The sequence below is a fragment of the Actinomadura scrupuli genome (assembly GCF_050971785.1).
GTDB lineage: Bacteria > Actinomycetota > Actinomycetes > Streptosporangiales > Streptosporangiaceae > Actinomadura_E > Actinomadura_E scrupuli.
In genome coordinates this window covers 121,891-141,235 of record NZ_JBPCCU010000007.1, presented here as the reverse complement: position 1 = coordinate 141,235, position 19,345 = coordinate 121,891, and the positions used below count along the sequence as shown (strand labels likewise).

Annotated in this window: 16 protein-coding genes; 15 read left to right on the top strand and 1 reads right to left on the bottom strand. The window is 72.4% G+C overall.

The annotated features are described in order from the left end of the window. Positions 1–166 precede the first annotated feature (166 nt). Positions 167–619, top strand: a complete 453-nt coding sequence (locus tag ACRYCC_RS28995; protein WP_433816890.1) for an SAV_6107 family HEPN domain-containing protein — start codon at positions 167–169, stop codon at positions 617–619. 610 nt (positions 620–1,229) lie between these two features. On the opposite strand, the gene bldD is transcribed toward ACRYCC_RS28995, so the two are convergent. Next, positions 1,230–1,724, bottom strand: coding sequence for a transcriptional regulator BldD (gene bldD / locus ACRYCC_RS28990; protein WP_433816889.1), 495 nt, complete (start codon positions 1,722–1,724; stop codon positions 1,230–1,232). 458 nt (positions 1,725–2,182) lie between these two features. On the opposite strand from bldD, the gene pyrR reads away from it, so the two are divergent. The 14 genes from pyrR to ACRYCC_RS28920 all read left to right on the top strand — a co-directional run bounded on the left by pyrR (position 2,183) and on the right by ACRYCC_RS28920 (position 19,330). Next, the gene (pyrR, locus tag ACRYCC_RS28985) at positions 2,183–2,773 is read left to right on the top strand and encodes a bifunctional pyr operon transcriptional regulator/uracil phosphoribosyltransferase PyrR (RefSeq protein ID WP_433817210.1); all 591 of its coding nucleotides are present in this window, start codon (positions 2,183–2,185) and stop codon (positions 2,771–2,773) included. Positions 2,774–2,885: 112 nt separating this feature from the next. Further along, on the top strand, positions 2,886–3,827 hold the full coding sequence (locus ACRYCC_RS28980; RefSeq protein ID WP_433816888.1) for an aspartate carbamoyltransferase catalytic subunit: 942 nt from the start codon (positions 2,886–2,888) through the stop codon (positions 3,825–3,827). Then, the gene (locus tag ACRYCC_RS28975; RefSeq protein WP_433816887.1) at positions 3,824–5,110 is read left to right on the top strand and encodes a dihydroorotase; all 1,287 of its coding nucleotides are present in this window, start codon (positions 3,824–3,826) and stop codon (positions 5,108–5,110) included. Before ACRYCC_RS28980 ends, ACRYCC_RS28975 begins: the two co-directional genes overlap by 4 nt. Further along, positions 5,107–6,222, top strand: a complete 1,116-nt coding sequence (gene carA / locus ACRYCC_RS28970) for a glutamine-hydrolyzing carbamoyl-phosphate synthase small subunit (protein WP_433816886.1) — start codon at positions 5,107–5,109, stop codon at positions 6,220–6,222. Before ACRYCC_RS28975 ends, carA begins: the two co-directional genes overlap by 4 nt. Continuing rightward, positions 6,222–9,593, top strand: coding sequence for a carbamoyl-phosphate synthase large subunit (carB, locus tag ACRYCC_RS28965; RefSeq protein ID WP_433816885.1), 3,372 nt, complete (start codon positions 6,222–6,224; stop codon positions 9,591–9,593). Before carA ends, carB begins: the two co-directional genes overlap by 1 nt. A gap of 231 nt (positions 9,594–9,824) precedes the next feature. Beyond that, positions 9,825–10,709, top strand: coding sequence for an iron-sulfur cluster-binding protein (locus ACRYCC_RS28960; protein WP_433816884.1), 885 nt, complete (start codon positions 9,825–9,827; stop codon positions 10,707–10,709). After that, on the top strand, positions 10,706–11,737 hold the full coding sequence (locus ACRYCC_RS28955; protein WP_433816883.1) for a dihydroorotate dehydrogenase: 1,032 nt from the start codon (positions 10,706–10,708) through the stop codon (positions 11,735–11,737). The genes ACRYCC_RS28960 and ACRYCC_RS28955 overlap by 4 nt, the downstream gene beginning before the upstream one ends. Next, entirely contained in the window at positions 11,734–12,438 is a 705-nt protein-coding gene (gene pyrF, locus ACRYCC_RS28950; RefSeq protein WP_433816882.1) for an orotidine-5'-phosphate decarboxylase, read from the top strand. The genes ACRYCC_RS28955 and pyrF overlap by 4 nt, the downstream gene beginning before the upstream one ends. Before the next feature lie 473 nt (positions 12,439–12,911). Beyond that, a complete protein-coding gene (mihF, locus tag ACRYCC_RS28945) occupies positions 12,912–13,238 on the top strand; it encodes an integration host factor, actinobacterial type (protein ID WP_433816881.1) in 327 nt (108 codons plus the stop codon). Between the two features lie 64 nt (positions 13,239–13,302). Further along, complete coding sequence (gmk, locus tag ACRYCC_RS28940; protein ID WP_433816880.1) at positions 13,303–13,872, top strand: guanylate kinase; 570 nt, start codon at positions 13,303–13,305, stop codon at positions 13,870–13,872. A 39-nt stretch (positions 13,873–13,911) separates the two neighbouring features. Next, positions 13,912–14,166 (top strand): DNA-directed RNA polymerase subunit omega, encoded by a 255-nt coding sequence (gene rpoZ / locus ACRYCC_RS28935; protein ID WP_433816879.1) that lies wholly within the window; start codon positions 13,912–13,914, stop codon positions 14,164–14,166. Between the two features lie 7 nt (positions 14,167–14,173). Next, positions 14,174–15,424 carry a bifunctional phosphopantothenoylcysteine decarboxylase/phosphopantothenate--cysteine ligase CoaBC gene (gene coaBC, locus ACRYCC_RS28930; RefSeq protein WP_433816878.1) on the top strand — a complete coding sequence of 417 codons (1,251 nt, stop codon included), beginning with the start codon at positions 14,174–14,176 and terminating at the stop codon, positions 15,422–15,424. Between the two features lie 72 nt (positions 15,425–15,496). Beyond that, entirely contained in the window at positions 15,497–16,684 is a 1,188-nt protein-coding gene (metK, locus tag ACRYCC_RS28925; protein ID WP_433816877.1) for a methionine adenosyltransferase, read from the top strand. Positions 16,685–16,942: 258 nt separating this feature from the next. Continuing rightward, on the top strand, positions 16,943–19,330 hold the full coding sequence (locus ACRYCC_RS28920; protein ID WP_433816876.1) for an FGLLP motif-containing membrane protein: 2,388 nt from the start codon (positions 16,943–16,945) through the stop codon (positions 19,328–19,330). The last annotated feature ends 15 nt before the right edge of the window (positions 19,331–19,345 follow it).

Here is a 19,345-nt window from a genome sequence, read left to right as displayed (position 1 = left end):
CGGGGCAGCGCATCCAACCGGCGGGACGCGACGGCCGGGCGGAGTGAGGGGAAGCTCTCCGCCCGGCCGGCCCGCCCGACCGCCGGGCGTGCCTGCCTGGTTCAGCTCGTTTCCACCCGGGGGGCGACCCCCGGACCCCCGCAGGGGGGCCGGAAGGAGACATGCCATGTCCGTGAACACGACCGTGCGACGACTCCCGACCCCCCGGGTCGCACCCTCGGCGCTCGCTCTGCTCCAGGCCGCCCGCCAGGGTCTCGCGGAGTCCGCCGAGGCGACCGCTCCCGCCAGCCGTTATGTCGCCGCGCACCTGTCAGCACTGCGGGCCGCGGCCGCCCTGCTCGCCACCCGTGAACCGGCCGGCACCCACCGGCGCGGGCGCCCCCGCAGCGTGTGGGTGCTGCTCCCTGAGGCCGACCCGGCACTCAGCGAGTGGGCCGCATTCTTCGCCGCCGGTGCCGACAAGCGGGCCGCGGCCGAGGCGGGGCTGCCCCGGGCCGTGACGGCACGGGAGGCGGAGGAGCTGCTGCACGACGCCGAGATCTTCGTCGCCCTCGTCGAGGACACCCTGGGCCTGCCCGGCCAGCCGACCCTGCCGATCGCCGACTCACGCGCCAGCTGAGCGGCACGACCACAAGGGAGCGCACGCAAGGGACGAACGCGGGAGCGAAGCGGAGGCGCCCATCGGCCGTGCTCGTCGCGCCGGTGGTGCCGGACCGTGCTCCCGCGCGGAGGAGGGCGCTCGCCTGGCCGAGCGTCCCGGATCCGCAGGTACGTCTCCCGGGGACCATCCCCCGAGCCCCGGAGGCGACCCGCGCCGATGGCGCCGCTCTTCCCCCGAGGCGGCGCTGTCGGCGCGGCCGCGTGCCACGGAAGGTGCGGACGGGCGCCGGACGCGCCTGAACCGCGGGGAAACGCCGGACGCGCCTGAATGCGCGAGACATGCCGGACGCGCCTGAATGCGCGGGACATGCCGGACGCGCCTGAATGCGCGAGACATGCCGGACGTGCCTGAACGCGCGGGACACGCAGGACGCGCCTGAACGAACGCGAAGCGCCGGATGTGCCCGCACCCGCGGGAACCCTGAACCGCTGCCGCAGGTGGGAGCACGGGGAGTCCGGGGCAGGCCGGTGACGGGCCGGTGGCCGGCCGGTCTCACCTCTCGCCATGATCATGTGGTCCTTGTCACAAGGGCCACATGATCACGGCGAGACGGTTCTGTGAGGGGGTGTCAGAACCCCTCGACGGCGCGGCGTGCCTCGGGATCGAGGACGCCCCAGTTGATGAGTTCCTCGGTCAGTTCGGCCGGGGACTTGTCATAGATCACGGCTAGCGACCGGAGATCCTCCTGCCGGATCGACAGGACCTTTCCGTTGTAGTCGCCCCGCTGGCTCTGAATCGTCGCGGCGTAGCGGGCGAGGGGACCGGCCTTGTCCTTCGGAAGCTGTTGCAGGCGCTCGAGATCGATGACCAGCTTCGGCGTCGGGCCGAGTGGGCTCGGCGCGGCTCCGCCGGGCAGCAACTCGGACACCGGCACGCCGTAGAAATCAGCGAGCTCGGCCAGCTTCTGAACGGTGACGGCGCGGTCGCCCCGCTCGTACGAACCCACGACGACAGCCTTCCAGCGGCCACGGGACTTCTCCTCCACGCCGTGCAGGGACAGCCCCTGCTGGGTACGGATGGCACGGAGTCTCGCACCGAGAGCCTTTGCGTATTCAGACGGCATCTTTGCGGCCCCCCAGGCTCACTTCGTCGTCATTGGGGTCCGGGAGAGAGGACCTGGGAGTGTTCCACCACTCTTGCTTCCCCGGGGGCCCGCACCTTCGTGACGAAGGGGCTGATCCGCCCGGGGGGTCCATCTCCAGGGATGGTTACGGACAGTGACGGTAAAACGGAGACGGCCTAAGGTCAAGCTGATTGGAAAAAAGGGGTCGAACCGGCCACCTGTGGTCGAGTGTCCTCGGACCGTGCACAGACCGCTACCGCCCCCCTGGCACAGGGTGTTCCCCGCGCCACAGCATGTGTGCGGGCAGCGGCCGGATGTGACCCCTCTCACCTGCTAAGACACCCTACGCTCCGGTACGGCCGCAGTGGTCGGAGACTGCTACGGTGAAGAGACAAGGCGTCCTTTAAACCCCGTCCCGTGAGGCGGGAAAGGAGGTTTCTGAGGTGAATGCTGCTTCCCTGCCTGCGGAGGCACGCGCGGCGGACGGTGACGGGCGGCACAAGTCCGTCCTCGAGGCTCCCGACATCCGGCGCGCGCTGACCCGCATCGCACACGAGATCCTCGAGCGCACCAAGGGCGGCGAGAACGTCGTCCTGCTCGGCATCCAGACCCGGGGCGTGACGCTCGCCCGCCGGCTGGCCGAGCGGCTCGAAGAGGTCGAGGGACGACCCGTGCCCTGGGGTTCGCTCGACGTGACCATGTACCGCGACGACCTGCGCATGAAACCGGCCCGCGCGCTCAGCAGGACTGAACTGCCCGCGGCCGGCGTCGACGATCGCATCGTCGTCCTCGTCGACGACGTGCTGTTCTCCGGCCGCACCGTGCGCGCCGCCCTCGACGCGCTCAACGACCTCGGCCGCCCGCGCGCCGTCCAGCTCGCGATCCTGGTCGACCGCGGCCATCGCGAGCTGCCCATCCGAGCCGACTACGTGGGCAAGAACCTGCCCACGTCGACGCGCGAGACCGTCAAGGTCCTGCTGGCCGAGAACGACGAGCGCGACGCCGTGCTGCTCGGCCCACGATTCGCCGAGGGGCGGGAGCAGGCATGAGCGCGGCAAGGGCGCGCGCCTGGACCGGGGAACGCGCGCAGCGAGGAACGAGCGAGCACGTGACGAGGGAAGGCGCCGCCTTCCGGCGTCCCGGCGCTGAGCGGGAGAAAGCATGAAACGCCATCTCATCTCGGCGGCGGATCTGAGCAGGGACGACGCGCTGCTCATCCTCGACACGGCGGAGGAGCTGGGCCGGGTCGCCGGCCGGTCGATCAAGAAACTGCCCACGCTGCGCGGCCGTACGGTGGTCAACCTCTTCTTCGAGGACTCCACCCGGACCCGGATCTCCTTCGAGGCCGCGGCCAAGCGCCTGTCCGCCGACGTCATCAACTTCTCCGCCAAGGGCTCCAGCGTCTCCAAGGGCGAGAGCCTCAAGGACACCGCGCTGACCCTGGAGGCGATGGGCGCCGACGGGGTCGTCATCCGGCACGGCGCCTCGGGCGCGGCGCACCGCCTCGCCAACTGGGTGCAGGGCAGCGTGGTCAACGCCGGTGACGGCACCCACGAGCACCCCACCCAGGCGTTGCTGGACGCGTTCACGATGCGCCGCCGGCTGGGCGACCTGGAGGGCCGCAAGGTCACGATCGTCGGGGACGTCCTGCACAGCAGGGTGGCACGTTCCAACGTGCTGCTGCTGCGCACGCTCGGCGCCGAGGTGACCCTGGTCGCCCCGCCGACGCTGCTCCCGGTGGCGGTCGACAGCTGGCCGTGCGCGGTGTCGTACGACCTGGACGCGGTGCTGCCCAAGAGCGACGTCTGCATGATGCTGCGGGTCCAGGCGGAGCGGATGAACGCCGCCTACTTCCCGACGGCGCGCGAGTACACCCGCCGGTACGGGCTGGACGGGAGCCGGATGGCGATGCTCCCCGAGCACGCCATCGTCATGCATCCCGGTCCCATGATCCGCGGCATGGAGATCGCCGCCGAGGTGGCCGACTCCCCGCGCTCCACGATCGTCGAGCAGGTGGCCAACGGTGTCACCACCCGCATGGCCGTGCTCTATCTGCTCCTCGGCGGCTCCGAGCCCGCCATCGGCAAGGAGATCAACGAATGACGTCGTACATCATCAGGAACGCCCGGATCCTCGGCGGCGACGCCCAGGACCTGCTGGTCCGGGACGGCGTCATCGCCGAGGTCGGCGCCGGCCTGAGCGAGGCCGACGCCCAGCCGGTCGAGGCCGGCGGGCTCATCGCGCTGCCCGGCCTGGTGGACCTGCACACGCACCTGCGCGAGCCGGGCCGGGAGGACGCCGAGACCGTCGCGTCCGGCACCCGGGCCGCCGCGCTGGGCGGCTACACCGCCGTGCACGCCATGGCGAACACCCATCCGGTCGCCGACACCGCCGGGGTGGTCGAGCAGGTCTGGCGGCTGGGCACCGAGGCGGGCTACTGCGACGTGCACCCGGTCGGCGCCGTCACCCAGGGCATCGCCGGCCGCCAGCTCGCCGAGCTGGGCGCGATGGCCGACTCGGCCGCCCGCGTCCGGGTCTTCTCCGACGACGGCCACTGCGTCTCCGACGCCGTGATCATGCGAAGGGCGCTGGAGTACGTCAAGGCGTTCGGCGGGGTCATCGCCCAGCACGCACAGGAGCCGCGGCTCACCGAGGGCGCGCAGATGAACGAGGGCGACGTCTCCGGCCGGCTCGGCCTGGCCGGATGGCCCGCCGTGGCGGAGGAGGCGATCATCGCCCGCGACTGCCTGCTCGCGGCGCACGTCGGCTCCCGGCTGCACGTCTGCCACGTGTCGACCGCCGGCTCGGTGGAGATCATCCGCTGGGCGAAGAGCAAGGGCTGGCAGGTGACCGCCGAGGTCACCCCGCACCACCTGCTGCTCGACGACTCCCTCGCCGAGACCTACGACCCGATCTACAAGGTCAACCCGCCGCTGCGCACCCGCGCGGACGTCCTGGCGCTGCGGGAGGCGCTCGCCGACGGCACCATCGACTGCGTCGCCACCGACCACGCCCCGCACCCGCTCGAGGACAAGGAGACCGAGTGGGCGGTGGCCGCCATGGGCATGGTCGGCCTGGAGACCGCGCTGCCGGTGGTGCACGAGGCGATGGTCGAGACCGGGCTGCTGGACTGGGCCGGGGTCGCGGACCGGATGTCGCGCCGCCCGGCGCGGATCGGCCTGCTGACCGGCCAGGGCCGGCCCCTGGAGCCCGGCTCGCCCGCCAACATCACGCTGTACGACCCCGCGGCCCGCACCACCGTCGATCCCGCGGGCTTCGCCTCGAAGAGCCGCAACACGCCCTTCGCCGGCCTGGAACTGCCCGGCCGGGTCGTGGCGACGTTCCTGCGCGGCCGCCCCACCGTCCTGGAAGGAAAGCTGCAATGACCTCGGCACCCCCCGCACTTCTGGTGCTCGAAGACGGACGGGTCTTTCACGGAGCCGGGTACGGCGCGGAGGGGGAGACCTTCGGCGAGATGGTCTTCAACACCGGCATGACCGGCTACCAGGAGACCCTCACCGATCCGTCGTACCACCGGCAGATCGTCGCGATGACGGCCCCGCACATCGGCAACACCGGCGTCAACGACGAGGACGCCGAGTCCCGGCGCATCTGGGTGGCCGGCTACGTCGTGCGCGAGCCGGCCCGGGTCGCCTCCAACTGGCGGGCCAAGCGGTCTCTCGAAGAGGAGCTGCGCGCCCACGGGGTCGTCGGCATCGCCATGCCCGGCACCCGGGCGCTGACCCGGCACCTGCGGGACCGCGGCGCCATGCGCGCCGGGATCTCCACCGTCGAGACCGACCCGCAGGCGCTGCTGGCCCGCGTCCTGCAGAGCCCGTCGATGGCGGGCGCGGACCTGGCCCGCGAGGTCAGCACCCCGCACCCGTACGTGGCCGAGGCCCGCGGCGCCAAGCGCTTCACGGTGGCCGCGGTGGACCTCGGCATCAAGGCCATGACGCCGTACCGGCTGGCCGAGCGCGGCTGCGAGGTGCACGTGCTGCCCGCGGCGGTGACCGCCGCCGAGATCCTGGCCCTGGGCGCGGACGGGGTGTTCTTCAGCAACGGGCCGGGCGACCCGGCCGCCGCCGACTACGCGGTCGAGTCCATGCGCGGGGTCCTCGACGCGGGGACCCCGGTCTTCGGCATCTGCTTCGGCAACCAGATCCTCGGCCGGGCGCTCGGCCTGGGCACCTACAAGCTGGCCTTCGGCCACCGGGGCATCAACCAGCCGGTCCGCGACCGGCGGAGCGGCAAGGTCGACGTCTCGGCCCACAACCACGGCTTCGCGGTCGACGCGCCCGCCGACGGGCCGTTCGAGACCCCGTACGGCGGGGCCGAGGTCAGCCACGTCAACCTCAACGACGGCTGCGTCGAAGGGCTGCGGCTGCTGGACCGGCCGGCGTTCAGCGTCCAGTACCACCCGGAGGCCGCCGCCGGCCCGCACGACGCCACCGCCCTGTTCGACCAGTTCTGCGCGCTGATGGAAGGTGCTCCGTAATGCCCCGCCGTGAAGATCTGAACTCGGTCCTGGTCATCGGCTCCGGGCCGATCGTCATCGGCCAGGCGTGCGAGTTCGACTACTCCGGCACCCAGGCGTGCCGGGTGCTGAAGGCCGAGGGGCTGCGGGTCTCGCTGGTCAACAGCAACCCCGCGACGATCATGACCGACCCCGAGTTCGCCGACGCCACCTACGTCGAGCCGATCACGCCCGAGGTCATCGAGAAGATCATCGCCAAGGAGCGCCCGGACGCGCTGCTGCCGACGCTGGGCGGCCAGACCGCGCTCAACGCGGCGGTGGCGCTGCACGAGTCCGGGGTGCTGGAGAAGTACGGGGTCGAGCTGATCGGCGCCAACTTCGCTGCCATCCAGGCCGGCGAGAACCGCGAGCTGTTCAAGAAGGTGGTCGCCACCGTCGCCCGGGAGCAGGGGCTCAACGCCGAGTCGGCCCGCTCGGTGGTCTGCCACACGATGGACGAGTGCCTGGCCGCGGCGGGCACCCTCGGCTACCCGATGGTGGTGCGCCCCTCCTTCACCATGGGCGGCGCCGGCTCCGGCATGGCCTACGACGAGCAGGACCTGCGCCGCATCGCCGGCTCCGGCCTGGACGCCTCCCCGACCAGCGAGGTGCTGCTGGAGGAGTCGATCATCGGCTGGAAGGAGTACGAGCTGGAGGTCATGCGCGACCGGGCCGACAACGTGGTGATCGTGTGCTCCATCGAGAACGTCGACCCGATGGGCGTGCACACCGGCGACAGCGTGACCGTGGCGCCCGCGATGACGCTGACCGACCGCGAGTACCAGAACATGCGCGACGTGGCCATCGCGGTCATCCGCGAGGTCGGGGTGGACACCGGCGGCTGCAACATCCAGTTCGCCGTCGAGCCCGCCACCGGCCGCATGATCGTCATCGAGATGAACCCGCGGGTCTCGCGCTCCAGCGCGCTGGCGTCGAAGGCCACCGGCTTCCCGATCGCCAAGATCGCGGCCAGGCTGGCCATCGGCTACACGCTGGACGAGATCCCCAACGACATCACCCGGGAGACCCCCGCCAGCTTCGAGCCGAGCCTGGACTACGTGGTCGTGAAGGCCCCGCGCTTCGCGTTCGAGAAGTTCCCCGGCGCCGATCCGACCCTGACCACGCACATGAAGTCGGTCGGTGAGGCGATGGCGATCGGCAGATCGTTCCCAGAGGCCCTCCAGAAGGCCCTCAGATCCCTTGAGCAGCCCGGATCCCCCTTCTCCTGGGTCGAACCACCTGGAGGGGTCACGGAGGCGCAGAGGGCCGCACAGCGGGAGGATCTCGTCACGCGGAGTCGTAGCCCCCATGACGGCCGGATGCGCACCGTGCAGCGGGCGCTGTGGGCGGGCGCCACCATCGAGGAGCTCTACGAGGCGACCGGCATCGACCCGTGGTTCCTCGACCAGATCGCCGCCATCAACGAGATCGCCGCCGACATCAAGTCCGCCCCGGACGCGCTCACCAAGGAGAAGCTGCTCCGGGCCAAGCGGCACGGTTTCTCCGACGAGCAGATCGGCGGGCTGCGGGGGCTGTCCCAGGAGGTCGTCCGCGAGGTGCGGCACGCCCTCGGGCTGCGGCCGGTCTACCAGACGGTCGACACCTGCGCCGCCGAGTTCGCGGCCCGGACCCCGTACCTCTACTCGACCTACGACGAGGAGACCGAGGTGCCGCCCGGGCTGCGGCCCAAGGTGATCATCCTGGGCAGTGGGCCGAACCGCATCGGGCAGGGCGTCGAGTTCGACTACAGCTGCGTGCACGCGTCCTTCACGCTGCACGAGGCCGGCTACGAGACCGTCATGGTCAACTGCAACCCGGAGACCGTCTCGACCGACTACGACACCTCCGACCGGCTGTACTTCGAGCCGCTCACCCTGGAGGACGTGCTCGAGGTCGTCTACGCCGAGCAGCAGACCGGCATCCTCGCGGGCGTGATCGTCCAGCTCGGCGGCCAGACCCCGCTGGGCCTGGCGCAGAAGCTCAAGGACGCGGGCGTCCCCATCGTGGGCACCAGCCCGGAGAGCATCCACCTCGCCGAGGACCGCGGCGCGTTCGGCAAGGTGCTGGAGCGGGCCGGGCTGCCCGCGCCCAAGCACGGCACCGCGACGTCGTACCAGGAGGCAGCGGCCATCGCCGCGGAGATCGGGTACCCGGTGCTGGTCCGGCCGTCCTACGTGCTGGGCGGGCGCGGCATGGAGATCGTGTACGACGACGCCACGCTGGAGTCGTACATGCTGCGGGCCACCCAGGCGCTGGGCGCGGTGGTGGGCCCCGACCATCCGGTGCTGGTCGACCGGTTCCTCGACGAGGCGATCGAGATCGACGTCGACGCGCTCTTCGACGGCCGCGAGCTCTATCTGGGCGGCGTGATGGAGCACATCGAGGAGGCCGGCATCCACTCCGGCGACTCGGCCTGCGCGCTGCCGCCCATCACGCTCGGCCGCGAGAACATCGACCGGATCCGCGAGTCCACCGAGGCGCTGGCGCGCGGCATCGGCGTGCGCGGGCTGATCAACGTGCAGTACGCGCTGTCGGCCGGCGTGCTGTACGTGCTGGAGGCCAACCCGCGGGCCTCGCGGACCGTGCCGTTCGTCTCCAAGGCCACCGCGGTGCCGCTCGCGAAGGCGGCCGCCCGCGTCACCATGGGCACCAGCATCGCGCAGCTGCGCGCGGAGGGGCTGCTGCCCGCCGAGGGCGACGGCGGCACCCTGCCGCTGGACGCGCCGATCTCGGTGAAGGAGGCGGTGCTGCCCTTCGACCGGTTCCGCACCATCGAGGGCCTGGGCGTCGACACCGTGCTCGGCCCGGAGATGCGCTCGACCGGTGAGGTGATGGGCATCGACGAGGTCTTCGGCACCGCCTACGCCAAATCCCAGCAGGCGGCGTACGGGTCGCTGCCGACCAAGGGGCGGGCCTTCGTGTCGGTGGCGAACCGCGACAAAAGGGCCATGATCTTCCCGGTCAAGCGCCTTGCTGACCTGGGCTTTGAGATTCTTGCCACCGAGGGGACCGCGGAAGTCCTGCGCCGCAACGGCGTGCGTGCCAAGATCGTCCGAAAGCACAGCGCCGGGCCGGGGGCGGACGGCGAGCCGACGATCGTACGGCGCGTCCTCGATGGCGAAGTGGACCTCATCGTCAATACTCCGTTCGGCAGCCCCGGGCAGTCCGGGCCGCGGCTCGACGGCTACGAGATCCGTACCGCGGCCGTGCTGCGCGGCATCCCGTGCGTGACCACCGTCCAGGGACTCGCCGCCGCGGTGCAGGGAATCGAGGCGATCGTGCGCGGAGACGTCGGCGTCCGTTCGCTGCAGGAACACGCCGCGCGGGTCCAGGACGGCCGGGCCCGCGCCTAGCGCACAGAAGCGGAGACAGGGTGAGCGAGCTGGCGGGGCGCGGCGCCGTCTGGACTGAGGAGCGCGCGGAGCGAGGAACGAGCGAGCACGCGACGAGGGAGGGCGGTGCCTTCGGGCGCCGCGTCGGCTCGCGGGGGGCGCTGTGAGCGAGCTGGCGGGGCGCGGCGCCGTCTGGACTGAGGAGCGCGCGGAGCGAGGAACGAGCGAGCCCCCCGGCACCCGGGAGGCACTGTGAGCGACACGCCGGTGCAGGCGTCGGGGACCGTGCTGACGGTCCGGCAGGTCGGCGCGTACCACGCGATGACGCTGGTGGCCCCGGCGGTCGCGGAGCGCTTCCGGCCCGGTCAGTTCGTGGCGCTGGCCGTCGGCGGCGAGCACACCAACCGGCTGGCCCGCCGGTGCTTCGTGGTCTACGAGGTCAAGTCCGACTACGGCGGCACGGTGGAGTTCGTCTTCGCCGACCGGGATCCGGGCACGGCGTGGCTGACCCGGCGCCGGGCGCGCGACACCGTGGACCTGCTCGGCCCGCTGGGCCGGCCCTTCCCTCAGCCGCGCGATCCGGTCAGCTGCGTGCTGGCCGGCGCCGGCCCCGGCGGGGCGGCGCTGTTCTCGCTGGCCGACGCGCTGCGCAGGCGGGGCTGCCAGGTGCACTTCGTGCTCGGCGGCCCCGACACAGCCCATGTCTTCGGTGCCCGCTCGGCGCGCCGGATCGGCGACTCGGCGACGGTCGCCACCGGCGACGGCTCGTCCGGCGTCCAGGGCTCGGTGGGCGACGTGCTGGCCCAGGTCGTCGAGGAGACCCGGGCCGACGTGGTCTACGCCTGCGGGCCGACCTCGATGCTGCGGGCGGTCAGCGCCGTCTCCACCGAGTACGGGCTGCCCGCCCAGGTCTGCCTGGAGGAGTTCCTGCAGGAGACCGGGGCCTGCGGCACGGGGATGTGCCTGAACTGCGTGCTGCCGGTCATCGGCGACGACGGCGTGACGCGGATGCTGCGCGCCTGCGCGGACGGCCCGGTGCTGCGCGGCGAGCGGGTCCGCTGGGGCGACCTCGGCACCATCCCGCTGGACGTGCTCGGCGGCCCGCGCGTCCCGCACGTCACGGAGGGCGCCCGGTGAGCGCGGACATGGCCACCCGGCTCGGCAAGGCCCACCTGCCCAACCCGGTGATCACGGCGTCGGGCTGCGGGGGCACCGGCCGCGAGCTGGCGGTGTACACCGATCTGAGCCGGCTCGGCGCCTTCGGCACGCCGTCGGTGATGGCCCAGCCCAGGCCGGGGCGGCCCACCCCGCGGATCGCCGAGACGCCCAGCGGCCTGCTCAGCGCGGGCGGCCTGCCCGGCCCCGGAGTGGACGCGTTCGTGGCCCGCGACCTGCCGTGGCTGGCCGAGCAGGGCGCTCGCGTGGTGGTCTCGGTCGGCGGCAACAGCATCGCGGAGTACGCCGAGGTGGCGCGCAGGCTCTACGACGCGCACGACGCCCCGGGCGGAGAGGCGATCACGGCCGTGGAGGTCAACATCGCGTGCCCGAACGCCGAGGACCGCGGGCTGATGTTCGGCGGTCACCCCGCCGCGTCCGCCGAGGTCGTACGGGCCGTACGGGCCAACACCCGGCGCGACGTACCGGTCTTCGCCAAGCTGTCGCCCGACGTCGCCGACATCGTGACGATCGCGCTGGCCTGCGCGGACGCCGGTGCTGACGGGCTCTCGCTGATCAACACGATGGTCGGCATGGCGATCGACACCCGGACCCTCAAGCCCGCGCTGTCGGGGGTGTCGGGCGGCCTGTCCGGCCCGGCGATCCGCCCCGTGGCGATCCGCTGCGTCTACCAGGTGCACGCCGCGCTGCCCGACACGCCGATCATCGGCGGCGGCGGAGTGGCGACCGGGCTGGACGCATTGGAGTTCCTGCTGGCGGGGGCCTCGGCCGTCTCGGTCGGCACGACGGTGCTGCACGACCCCTCGGCGGGCCCGCGGATCGTGCGCGAGCTCGAGGACGCCCTCGCCGAGCGCGGTATCGCCCGGTCGGCCGAGGCCGTCGGACTGGCCCACCGGCCGCCGGGACTGGTCCCGCGGCAAGTCCGGCAGCGGCAGGCGCCCGCGGCCGGTCCCGACGCGACCCGCGCCCAGAAGGAGAAGCTGCCGTGACCCCCGCTCCCATCGCCGTCGCCCTCGACGCGCCGGATCTGGAGACCGCCGCCCGGTGGGCCAGCCTGGTCACCCCGCACGTGAGCACCGTCAAGGTCGGCCTGGAGCTCTACCTCAGGTACGGGCCGGACGTGGTCGCCAGCGTGCGCGGCGCGAGCCGGGTCCAGGTCTTCCTCGATCTCAAGCTGCACGACATCCCGGCCACGGTCGCCGGCGCCGCCCGCGCGGTGGCCCGGCTCAAGCCGTCGTTCCTGACCGTGCACGCCACCGGGGGCGCCGCCATGATCCGGGCCGCGGTCGAGGCCGCCCCGACCACCAAGATCGCGGCTGTGACGGTTCTCACGTCCCTCGGCGACCAGGACCTGCGCGAGATCGGCCTGGCCGGGCCCGCCTCAGACGCCGTACGACGGCTCGCGGTCATCGCCGTGGGGGCGGGGGCGCAGGCGCTCGTCTGCTCGCCGCAGGAGGCCGCTGCGGTCCGCGCAGAGGTGGGTCAGGAGATCACCCTCATCACCCCGGGGGTCCGGCCGTCGGGCGCGGCGGCCCAGGACCAGGCGCGGGTCTCCACCCCCGAGGTGGCACTCAACGCCGGCGCCGACCTTCTGGTGATCGGCCGTCCGATCACGGGGGCCGCCGACCCGGGCGCCGCCGCGGCCGGGATCGCCGCGGCGTTGCGCCGGACCGGCACCGTGGCGCGCTGACGCTCCGCAGCATGATCATGGGTGGCCCGGATGAACCCGGCGGGTGGTTTTCCGAGCCGCGTGCGAACCCGGCGTGATGGTTTTCTGTCCCCTCCCCATGGGCCGTTCGGGTGGTTTCAGACCCTCCTTCGGGAACCCCCGGGGTGGTTTTCAGGCATTTGTCAGGGTTCTGTCAGGGGGCTCTGACGCCTCCCTGACGGGCTCCGGCCGGGCTCTGTCGGGAGGCGGGCAGGAAGCCTTGCGAGGGGCCGTTCGGGGCGCGAAAACGCGGTCAGGGGAAAGTCTCGGCCGACCTGGTTTCAGCGCGCTGGAGGGCTTACTTTGGGTACAATGCGTATTCAGGACAGCACGAAGAGAGACATTCGTGATTTTGTACCGGGCTAAACGGGGGTTCACGTTGCTTTATGGGGTCTGAACTCGCTAGTTTCCCAACCCGTCCGACTCCGTCGAGTGGAAACACGAGGTGACCCGGCGTGGCTCTTCCGCCCCTAACCCCCGAACAGCGCGCCGCAGCCCTTGAAAAGGCTGCCAAGGCCCGCAAGGAGCGGGCCGAGGTCAAGAACCGGCTGAAGCATGGCGGCACCACCCTGGCTGAGGTCCTCAAAGAGGGCCAGACCGATGATGTCGTCGGCAAGATGAAGGTGACGGCCCTGCTGGAATCACTGCCTGGCGTGGGCAAGGTGCGCGCCAAGCAGATCATCGAGCGGCTCGGCATCGCCGAGTCGCGCCGCGTACGCGGGCTGGGCGCCAACCAGCGCGCGGCCCTGGAGCGTGAGTTCGGCGGCGGTGGGAACCGCTGACGAGCTCTCCGCAAGCGGGCGCAACGGTATGACTCCCGTCGCGGCCGGCTCCGGTATCCCCCCGATGCCGGATGACGGCTCCATCCCGCTGCGACGCTTGACGGTCCTCTCCGGGCCGTCGGGCGTCGGCAAGAGCACGGTCGTCGCCGAGATCCGGCGGGCCCACCCCCAGGTGTGGCTGTCGGTCTCGGTGACAACCCGGGCCCCCCGGCCCGGGGAAGTGCATGGCGTGCAGTACTTCTTCGTCGACGACGCCGGTTTCGACCGGCTCGTCGCCGAGGGGGAGCTGCTCGAGTGGGCCGAGTTCGCGGGCAACCGCTACGGCACACCGCGGCGCGCGGTCGAAGAACGGCTCGCCGCCGGGGTGCCGACCCTGCTGGAGATCGACCTGCAGGGCGCCCGGCAGGTGCATCACGCCATGCCGGAGGCCCGGCTGGTCTTCCTCGCCCCGCCCTCCTGGGACGAGCTCGTGCGCCGGCTCATCGGCCGGGGCACCGAGCCCCCCGACGTCATCGAACGCCGTCTCCAGGCCGCGAAGGTCGAGCTCGCCGCCGAGAAGGAGTTCGACGTCACTCTGGTCAATACCTCCGTCCAGGACGTCTGCCGGGAACTCACGGCGCTGATGTGGCGGTAGTCTGGGCTCTTCTATCCGGACTAAGGGAAGGCATACGGCGTGGCAGCCAGTGCCGAAGGCATCACCAACCCGTCGATCGACGCTCTCCTCGACGTCGTCGACAGCAAGTACAGCCTCGTGAGCATCGCCGCCAAGCGGGCGCGGCAGATCAACGCCTACTACGCCCAGCTGGGCGAGGGCCTTCTGGAGTACGTCGGGCCGCTGGTCGAGACGCAGGTCCAGGAGAAGCCGCTGTCCATCGCGCTGCGTGAGACGCGCGAGGGGCTGTTGCACGTAGAACCCACCGAGGGCTGAGTCCCCCTTGTCGGAGGGGCGGCGCCCCCAGGTCGTCCTGGGGGTGGGCGCGGGCATCGCCGCGTACAAGGTCTGCGAGCTCCTGCGGCGGCTCACCGAGTCAGGACACGACGTGCGGGTGGTCCCCACCCGTGACGCGCTGAGGTTCGTCGGTGAGCCGACGTGGGCGGCGCTGTCGGGGCACCCGGTCTCCACCGAGGTGTGGGACGGCGTCTCGCAGGTCCCGCACGTACGGCTCGGGCAGCAGGCCGACCTGGTCTTCGTCGCACCCGCCACCGCCGACCTGCTGGCCAGGGCGGCGCACGGGCTCGCCGACGACCTGCTGACCAACACGCTGCTCACCGCGCGCTGCCCGGTGGTCTTCGCCCCCGCGATGCACACCGAGATGTGGGAGCACCCGGCCACCCGGGCCAACGTCGCCACCCTGCGCTCCCGCGGGGCCATCGTCGTGGAGCCCGCCTCGGGACGCCTCACCGGCGCCGACACCGGCCCCGGCCGGCTGCCCGAGCCCGCCGCGCTGTTCGAGGTCGCCCGGCGGGTGCTGGCCCGCGGCGGTCTCGCCCAGGACCTCGCCGGCCGGCGGGTGACCGTCTCGGCGGGCGGCACCCGCGAGCCCCTCGACCCCGTGCGCTTCATCGGCAACCGGTCCTCCGGGCTGCAGGGCTACGCGCTGGCCAACGTCGCGGCCGCCCGGGGCGCCGAGGTGACGCTGGTGGCCGCGAACGTCGCGCTGCCCGATCCGGCGGGCGTACGGCTCGTGCGGGTGGGATCGGCCGAGGAGATGCGCACGGCCGTCCTGGCGGCGGCGCAGGAGTGCGACGCGGTCGTGATGGCCGCCGCGGTGGCCGACTTCCGGCCCGCGGACTACCAGGACTCGAAGATCAAGAAGACGCCCTCGGACGAGCCGGCGCCGATCCGGCTGGCCAAGAATCCCGACATCCTCGCCGAGCTGGTGCGGCGGCGCCCGGCCGGGGCCGCGCAGGTCGTCGTGGGCTTCGCGGCCGAGACCGACGACGTGGACCGGCACGGCCGGGAGAAACTCGCCCGCAAGGGCTGTGACCTGCTGGTGGTCAACCGGGTGGGGGAGAACCTCACCTTCGGCGCGCCCGACAACGAGGCCGTGGTGCTCGGTGCCGACGGCTCCTCGGTGGCGGTGCCGCGCGGCCCCAAGGAGGCGCTCGCCGAGGTGGTCTGGGACCTGGTCGCCGACCGCCTGGACAGATTCTTGCCGTCGTGCGACAAGGGCGGATCCCGCTAGACTTCCGGCGAGCCGGATCTACGACCATCCCCATCTGCTACCAGTCAGCAGCCGCTGCAAGGAGTTCCGTACGTGTCTCGTCGCCTGTTCACCTCCGAGTCCGTCACCGAAGGACACCCGGACAAGATTGCGGACCAGATCAGTGACGCGATCCTCGACGCGATGCTCAAGGACGACGCCAAGAGCCGGGTCGCCGTTGAGACCATGATCACCACCGGTCAGGTGCACGTCGCCGGCGAGGTGACCACCGAGACCTACGTCGACATCCCCGGCGTGATCCGCGAGAAGATCCTGGAGATCGGCTACGACTCCTCCGCCAAGGGCTTCGACGGTCACTCCTGCGGCGTGTCGGTCTCCATCGGCGCGCAGTCGCCCGACATCGCGCAGGGCGTGGACGACGCCTACGAGACCCGTGAGGGCGAGGGCGAGGACGACCTCGACCGCCAGGGCGCCGGCGACCAGGGGCTGATGTTCGGCTACGCCTGCCGCGACACGCCCGAGCTGATGCCGCTGCCGATCACGCTGGCGCACCGGCTGTCGGCCCGGCTCACCGCCGTCCGCAAGGACGGCACCGTGGCCTACCTGCGGCCGGACGGCAAGACGCAGGTCACCATCGAGTACGACGGCGACCGCCCGGTCCGGCTCGACACCGTGGTCGTGTCCACCCAGCACGCTCCCGACATCGACCTCAAGGAGCTGCTGACCCCGGACATCAAGGAGCACGTCGTCGACCCGATCGTCGCCGAGCTCGACATCGACACCGACGGCTACCGGCTGCTGGTCAACCCGACCGGGCGGTTCGAGATCGGCGGCCCGATGGGCGACGCCGGCCTCACCGGACGCAAGATCATCGTCGACACCTACGGCGGCATGGCCCGGCACGGCGGCGGCGCCTTCTCCGGCAAGGACCCGTCCAAGGTGGACCGCTCCGCCGCGTACGCGATGCGCTGGGTCGCCAAGAACATCGTCGCGGCCGGCCTGGCCGACCGTGCCGAGGTCCAGGTCGCCTACGCGATCGGCAAGGCGCACCCGGTCGGCGTCTTCGTGGAGACCTTCGGCACCGAGAAGATCGCCGTCGACAAGATCCAGGACGCCGTGCTGACGGTCTTCGACCTCCGCCCGGCCGCGATCATCCGTGACCTGGACCTGCTCCGCCCCATCTACTCCGAGACCGCCGCCTACGGTCACTTCGGCCGTGAGGGCTTCTCCTGGGAGTCCACCGACCGCGCCGACGCGCTCAAGGCCGCCGCCGGTCTGTGAGCTGCGGCGCCGCCTGATCCGGCGCTCCGAGCGGGTGGTTTCGAGGGCCCGGACGACCGTTGTCGTCCGGGCCCTCGGCATGCCGGGGCCCGGCGAAAAGTGTGATATGCCACAATTTCCTGCTGTACGGAGAGGTGGGATGTCGTACGGGCCGCGTCCCGCGATCACTGCGAACGCGGGAGCCGTGAACACCGTGTGTTCCTGACCGCCGGCGTGCGTGGCGAATGGGGGCCGATGCCCGTGCGGACATCGACTCGGATGGGACGACCCCGGGCAGGGCGGCGCCGGTGGGCGCTGGTGCCGATGCTGGTGGTCTGCTGGCTGGCCGCTCCTCCGGCGGCGGGCGCGGTGGCGGGGGCGGCGGACGATCCCGAGGTGCACGCCTACGCGGGCGTGGGCCTGTCGCCCGGCGACGGCGACCCCGGCCGGGAGTACCTCTACCTGACGGTGCGGAACGCCACGGCCTGCGCGCTGCCAGCCGGGGCCATCGGGCCGGAGGCCAAGGCCACACGCGGTGTACGGGTCGAGTCGGGAGGCAGGCGGCTCTACCCGTCGGTGGTCACCGCCGCTCCGGAGGATCAGACCGGCACGGAGGTCTGGTACTCGGGAGCCGACGACCTGATCATCGAGACGCCGGCCAGGGGCCCTGCCGGTTCGGCGTTCCCGCTTCGTCTCGACTGCCGGGACCGGGCCGGGACCTGGGTGAAGGTGCTGGACCGCTCGATCCCGTCCCCGGGTCACGCGGGCGTACTGCCGGTGCTGCACGACCTGGTGGCCGCGAACGGCGCGATCACCGTCGCCGACGTCAGCGCCCAGTACAGCCAGCCGCCCAAGGTCACGGCGGCCACGCTCACCGCGGAGGTGGAGGGGCGGCCGGCCCAGGTGCGCGCCGGCCGGAGCGCCGGCCTGATGTCCGTGCGGCTGCCGCCGGGTCTCACACGGGGCGTCCATCTGCTGACCCTGCGATCCGGCTCCCAGGTCACGACCGTGCCGATCATCAATGGCTTCGCGGTGACGGTCGCGCCGCCGCCCGCCCGGCCCGCGCCGAGGCGGGAACCCCGGTCGGCGGTGCTGCGCGCGGTGCCCACGCTTTCGCAGCTGAGCCCGACCCCCGCGACGGTGGGGCTGACCGTCGGCGCGGCCGGGACCCTGCTGGCGCTCATCGCCTTCCCCGCCCAGCCGTTCAACCGGACGCTGGACGAGCACGAGGAGCAGATCAGGCGGGGCCTGCGCAGGCTGGCCGGCCGGCGCGGCGGTGCCGGGGCGGCGCCCGCGGCGCCGGCCCGGGTGCGGATTCCGCCGCTGCTCGCGTTCGCCGGGTTCTGCGTGCTCGCCGCGGGGCTGGGGGTGCTGGTCGACACGCACGTCACGACGCTGGGGGCGGACGCCGCCGTCCTGTTCACGGGATTCCTGGTCGCCGTCCCGCTCACCACGCTGACCTACGCGGGCGTCGTCGAGCTGTACGCCCGGCTGTTCTCCGGTGTGCGGGGCACGCTGGGGGTCCTCGGCTGGGCCCTGGGCATCGCCGTGACCTGTGCCCTGGTGTCGCGGCTGGCCAGGTTCGAGCCCGGTTACGTCTACGGGCTGGTGGCCGGATTCGTGGTGGTCCGGGACGGGCGCCGGGTCCGGTCCCGGGGGCTCGGCGCGGAACGCGACGGCGCGACGGTGCTGGCCGGTGCGGTCTCGGTCCTGATGCTCAGCCTGGCCGCGTACATGGTCCTGGACCAGACGCACGACCCGGCGCTGAAGGACGGGGCGGCCCTGTGGCTGCGGTTGCTCGACGCGGCGATGGTCGCGACCTTCGTGACCGGTGTCCAGACGATCGTCTTCGGGCTGCTGCCGCTGAGCTTCATGGACGGGCACACGCTCTTCCGGTGGAGCAGGCCGGTGTGGGCCGTGGTGTACGGCACCGGTCTGGCGGTCTTCGTCTACGTGCTGGTGCTCAAGCACGGCGACGAGGGGCCCCGGCAGCACGCCGGGGACCTGGTCCGCGGTCTGTGGGTCTTCCTGGCCTTCGGTGTCCTCTCGGTGCTGCTGTGGGGCTTCTTCCGCTACCGGCCCGCTCCGGACGGCGCCGGGGATCCCGCCGGGTCCCGGCGCCACGGCTGGGCCTGGTTCGCCGCCGGGGCGGTCCTGCCCTCGGCACTGATGCTCGCGGGCGGGGTCTGGGCCACCGCCGCGTTCGGCGGCGCCGGTCCCGCCGTCGCCTCCGCACCGGCTCCCGCGTCCCCGGCCCCCACGTCCGTGCCGGCGACGGCGTCCGTCACGGCGACGCCGACGGCGGCGCCCGGCACGCCGTCGGCCGCGGCCGTGGCGTGCGAGAAGGGGTCCCGGACGGTCACCGACTACCGCGGAGCCGATTTCAAGGTGTGGTACTGCCCCACGGCACGGGCGGGCGAGGTCTACCGCACCCCGGGCGGGGGAGTGGCGACCGGGTTCCTCGAAGCCGGCCGGAACTGGTTCGCCTGCCGGCGGCAGGGCACCCCGGACCCCTCGGGGGGAGCCCGCACCTGGCTGTACACCCAGGGCGATGACGTCTACGAGCAGCGGGGGTGGGGCTGGTTCCCCGCGAGCTCCCTGACCTCCGCCGGAACCGACCCGTCGCTCCCCGGCCTGCCCGCCTGCCCCGCCGACGTGCCCGGCTGAGCCGGAGCCGAGCGC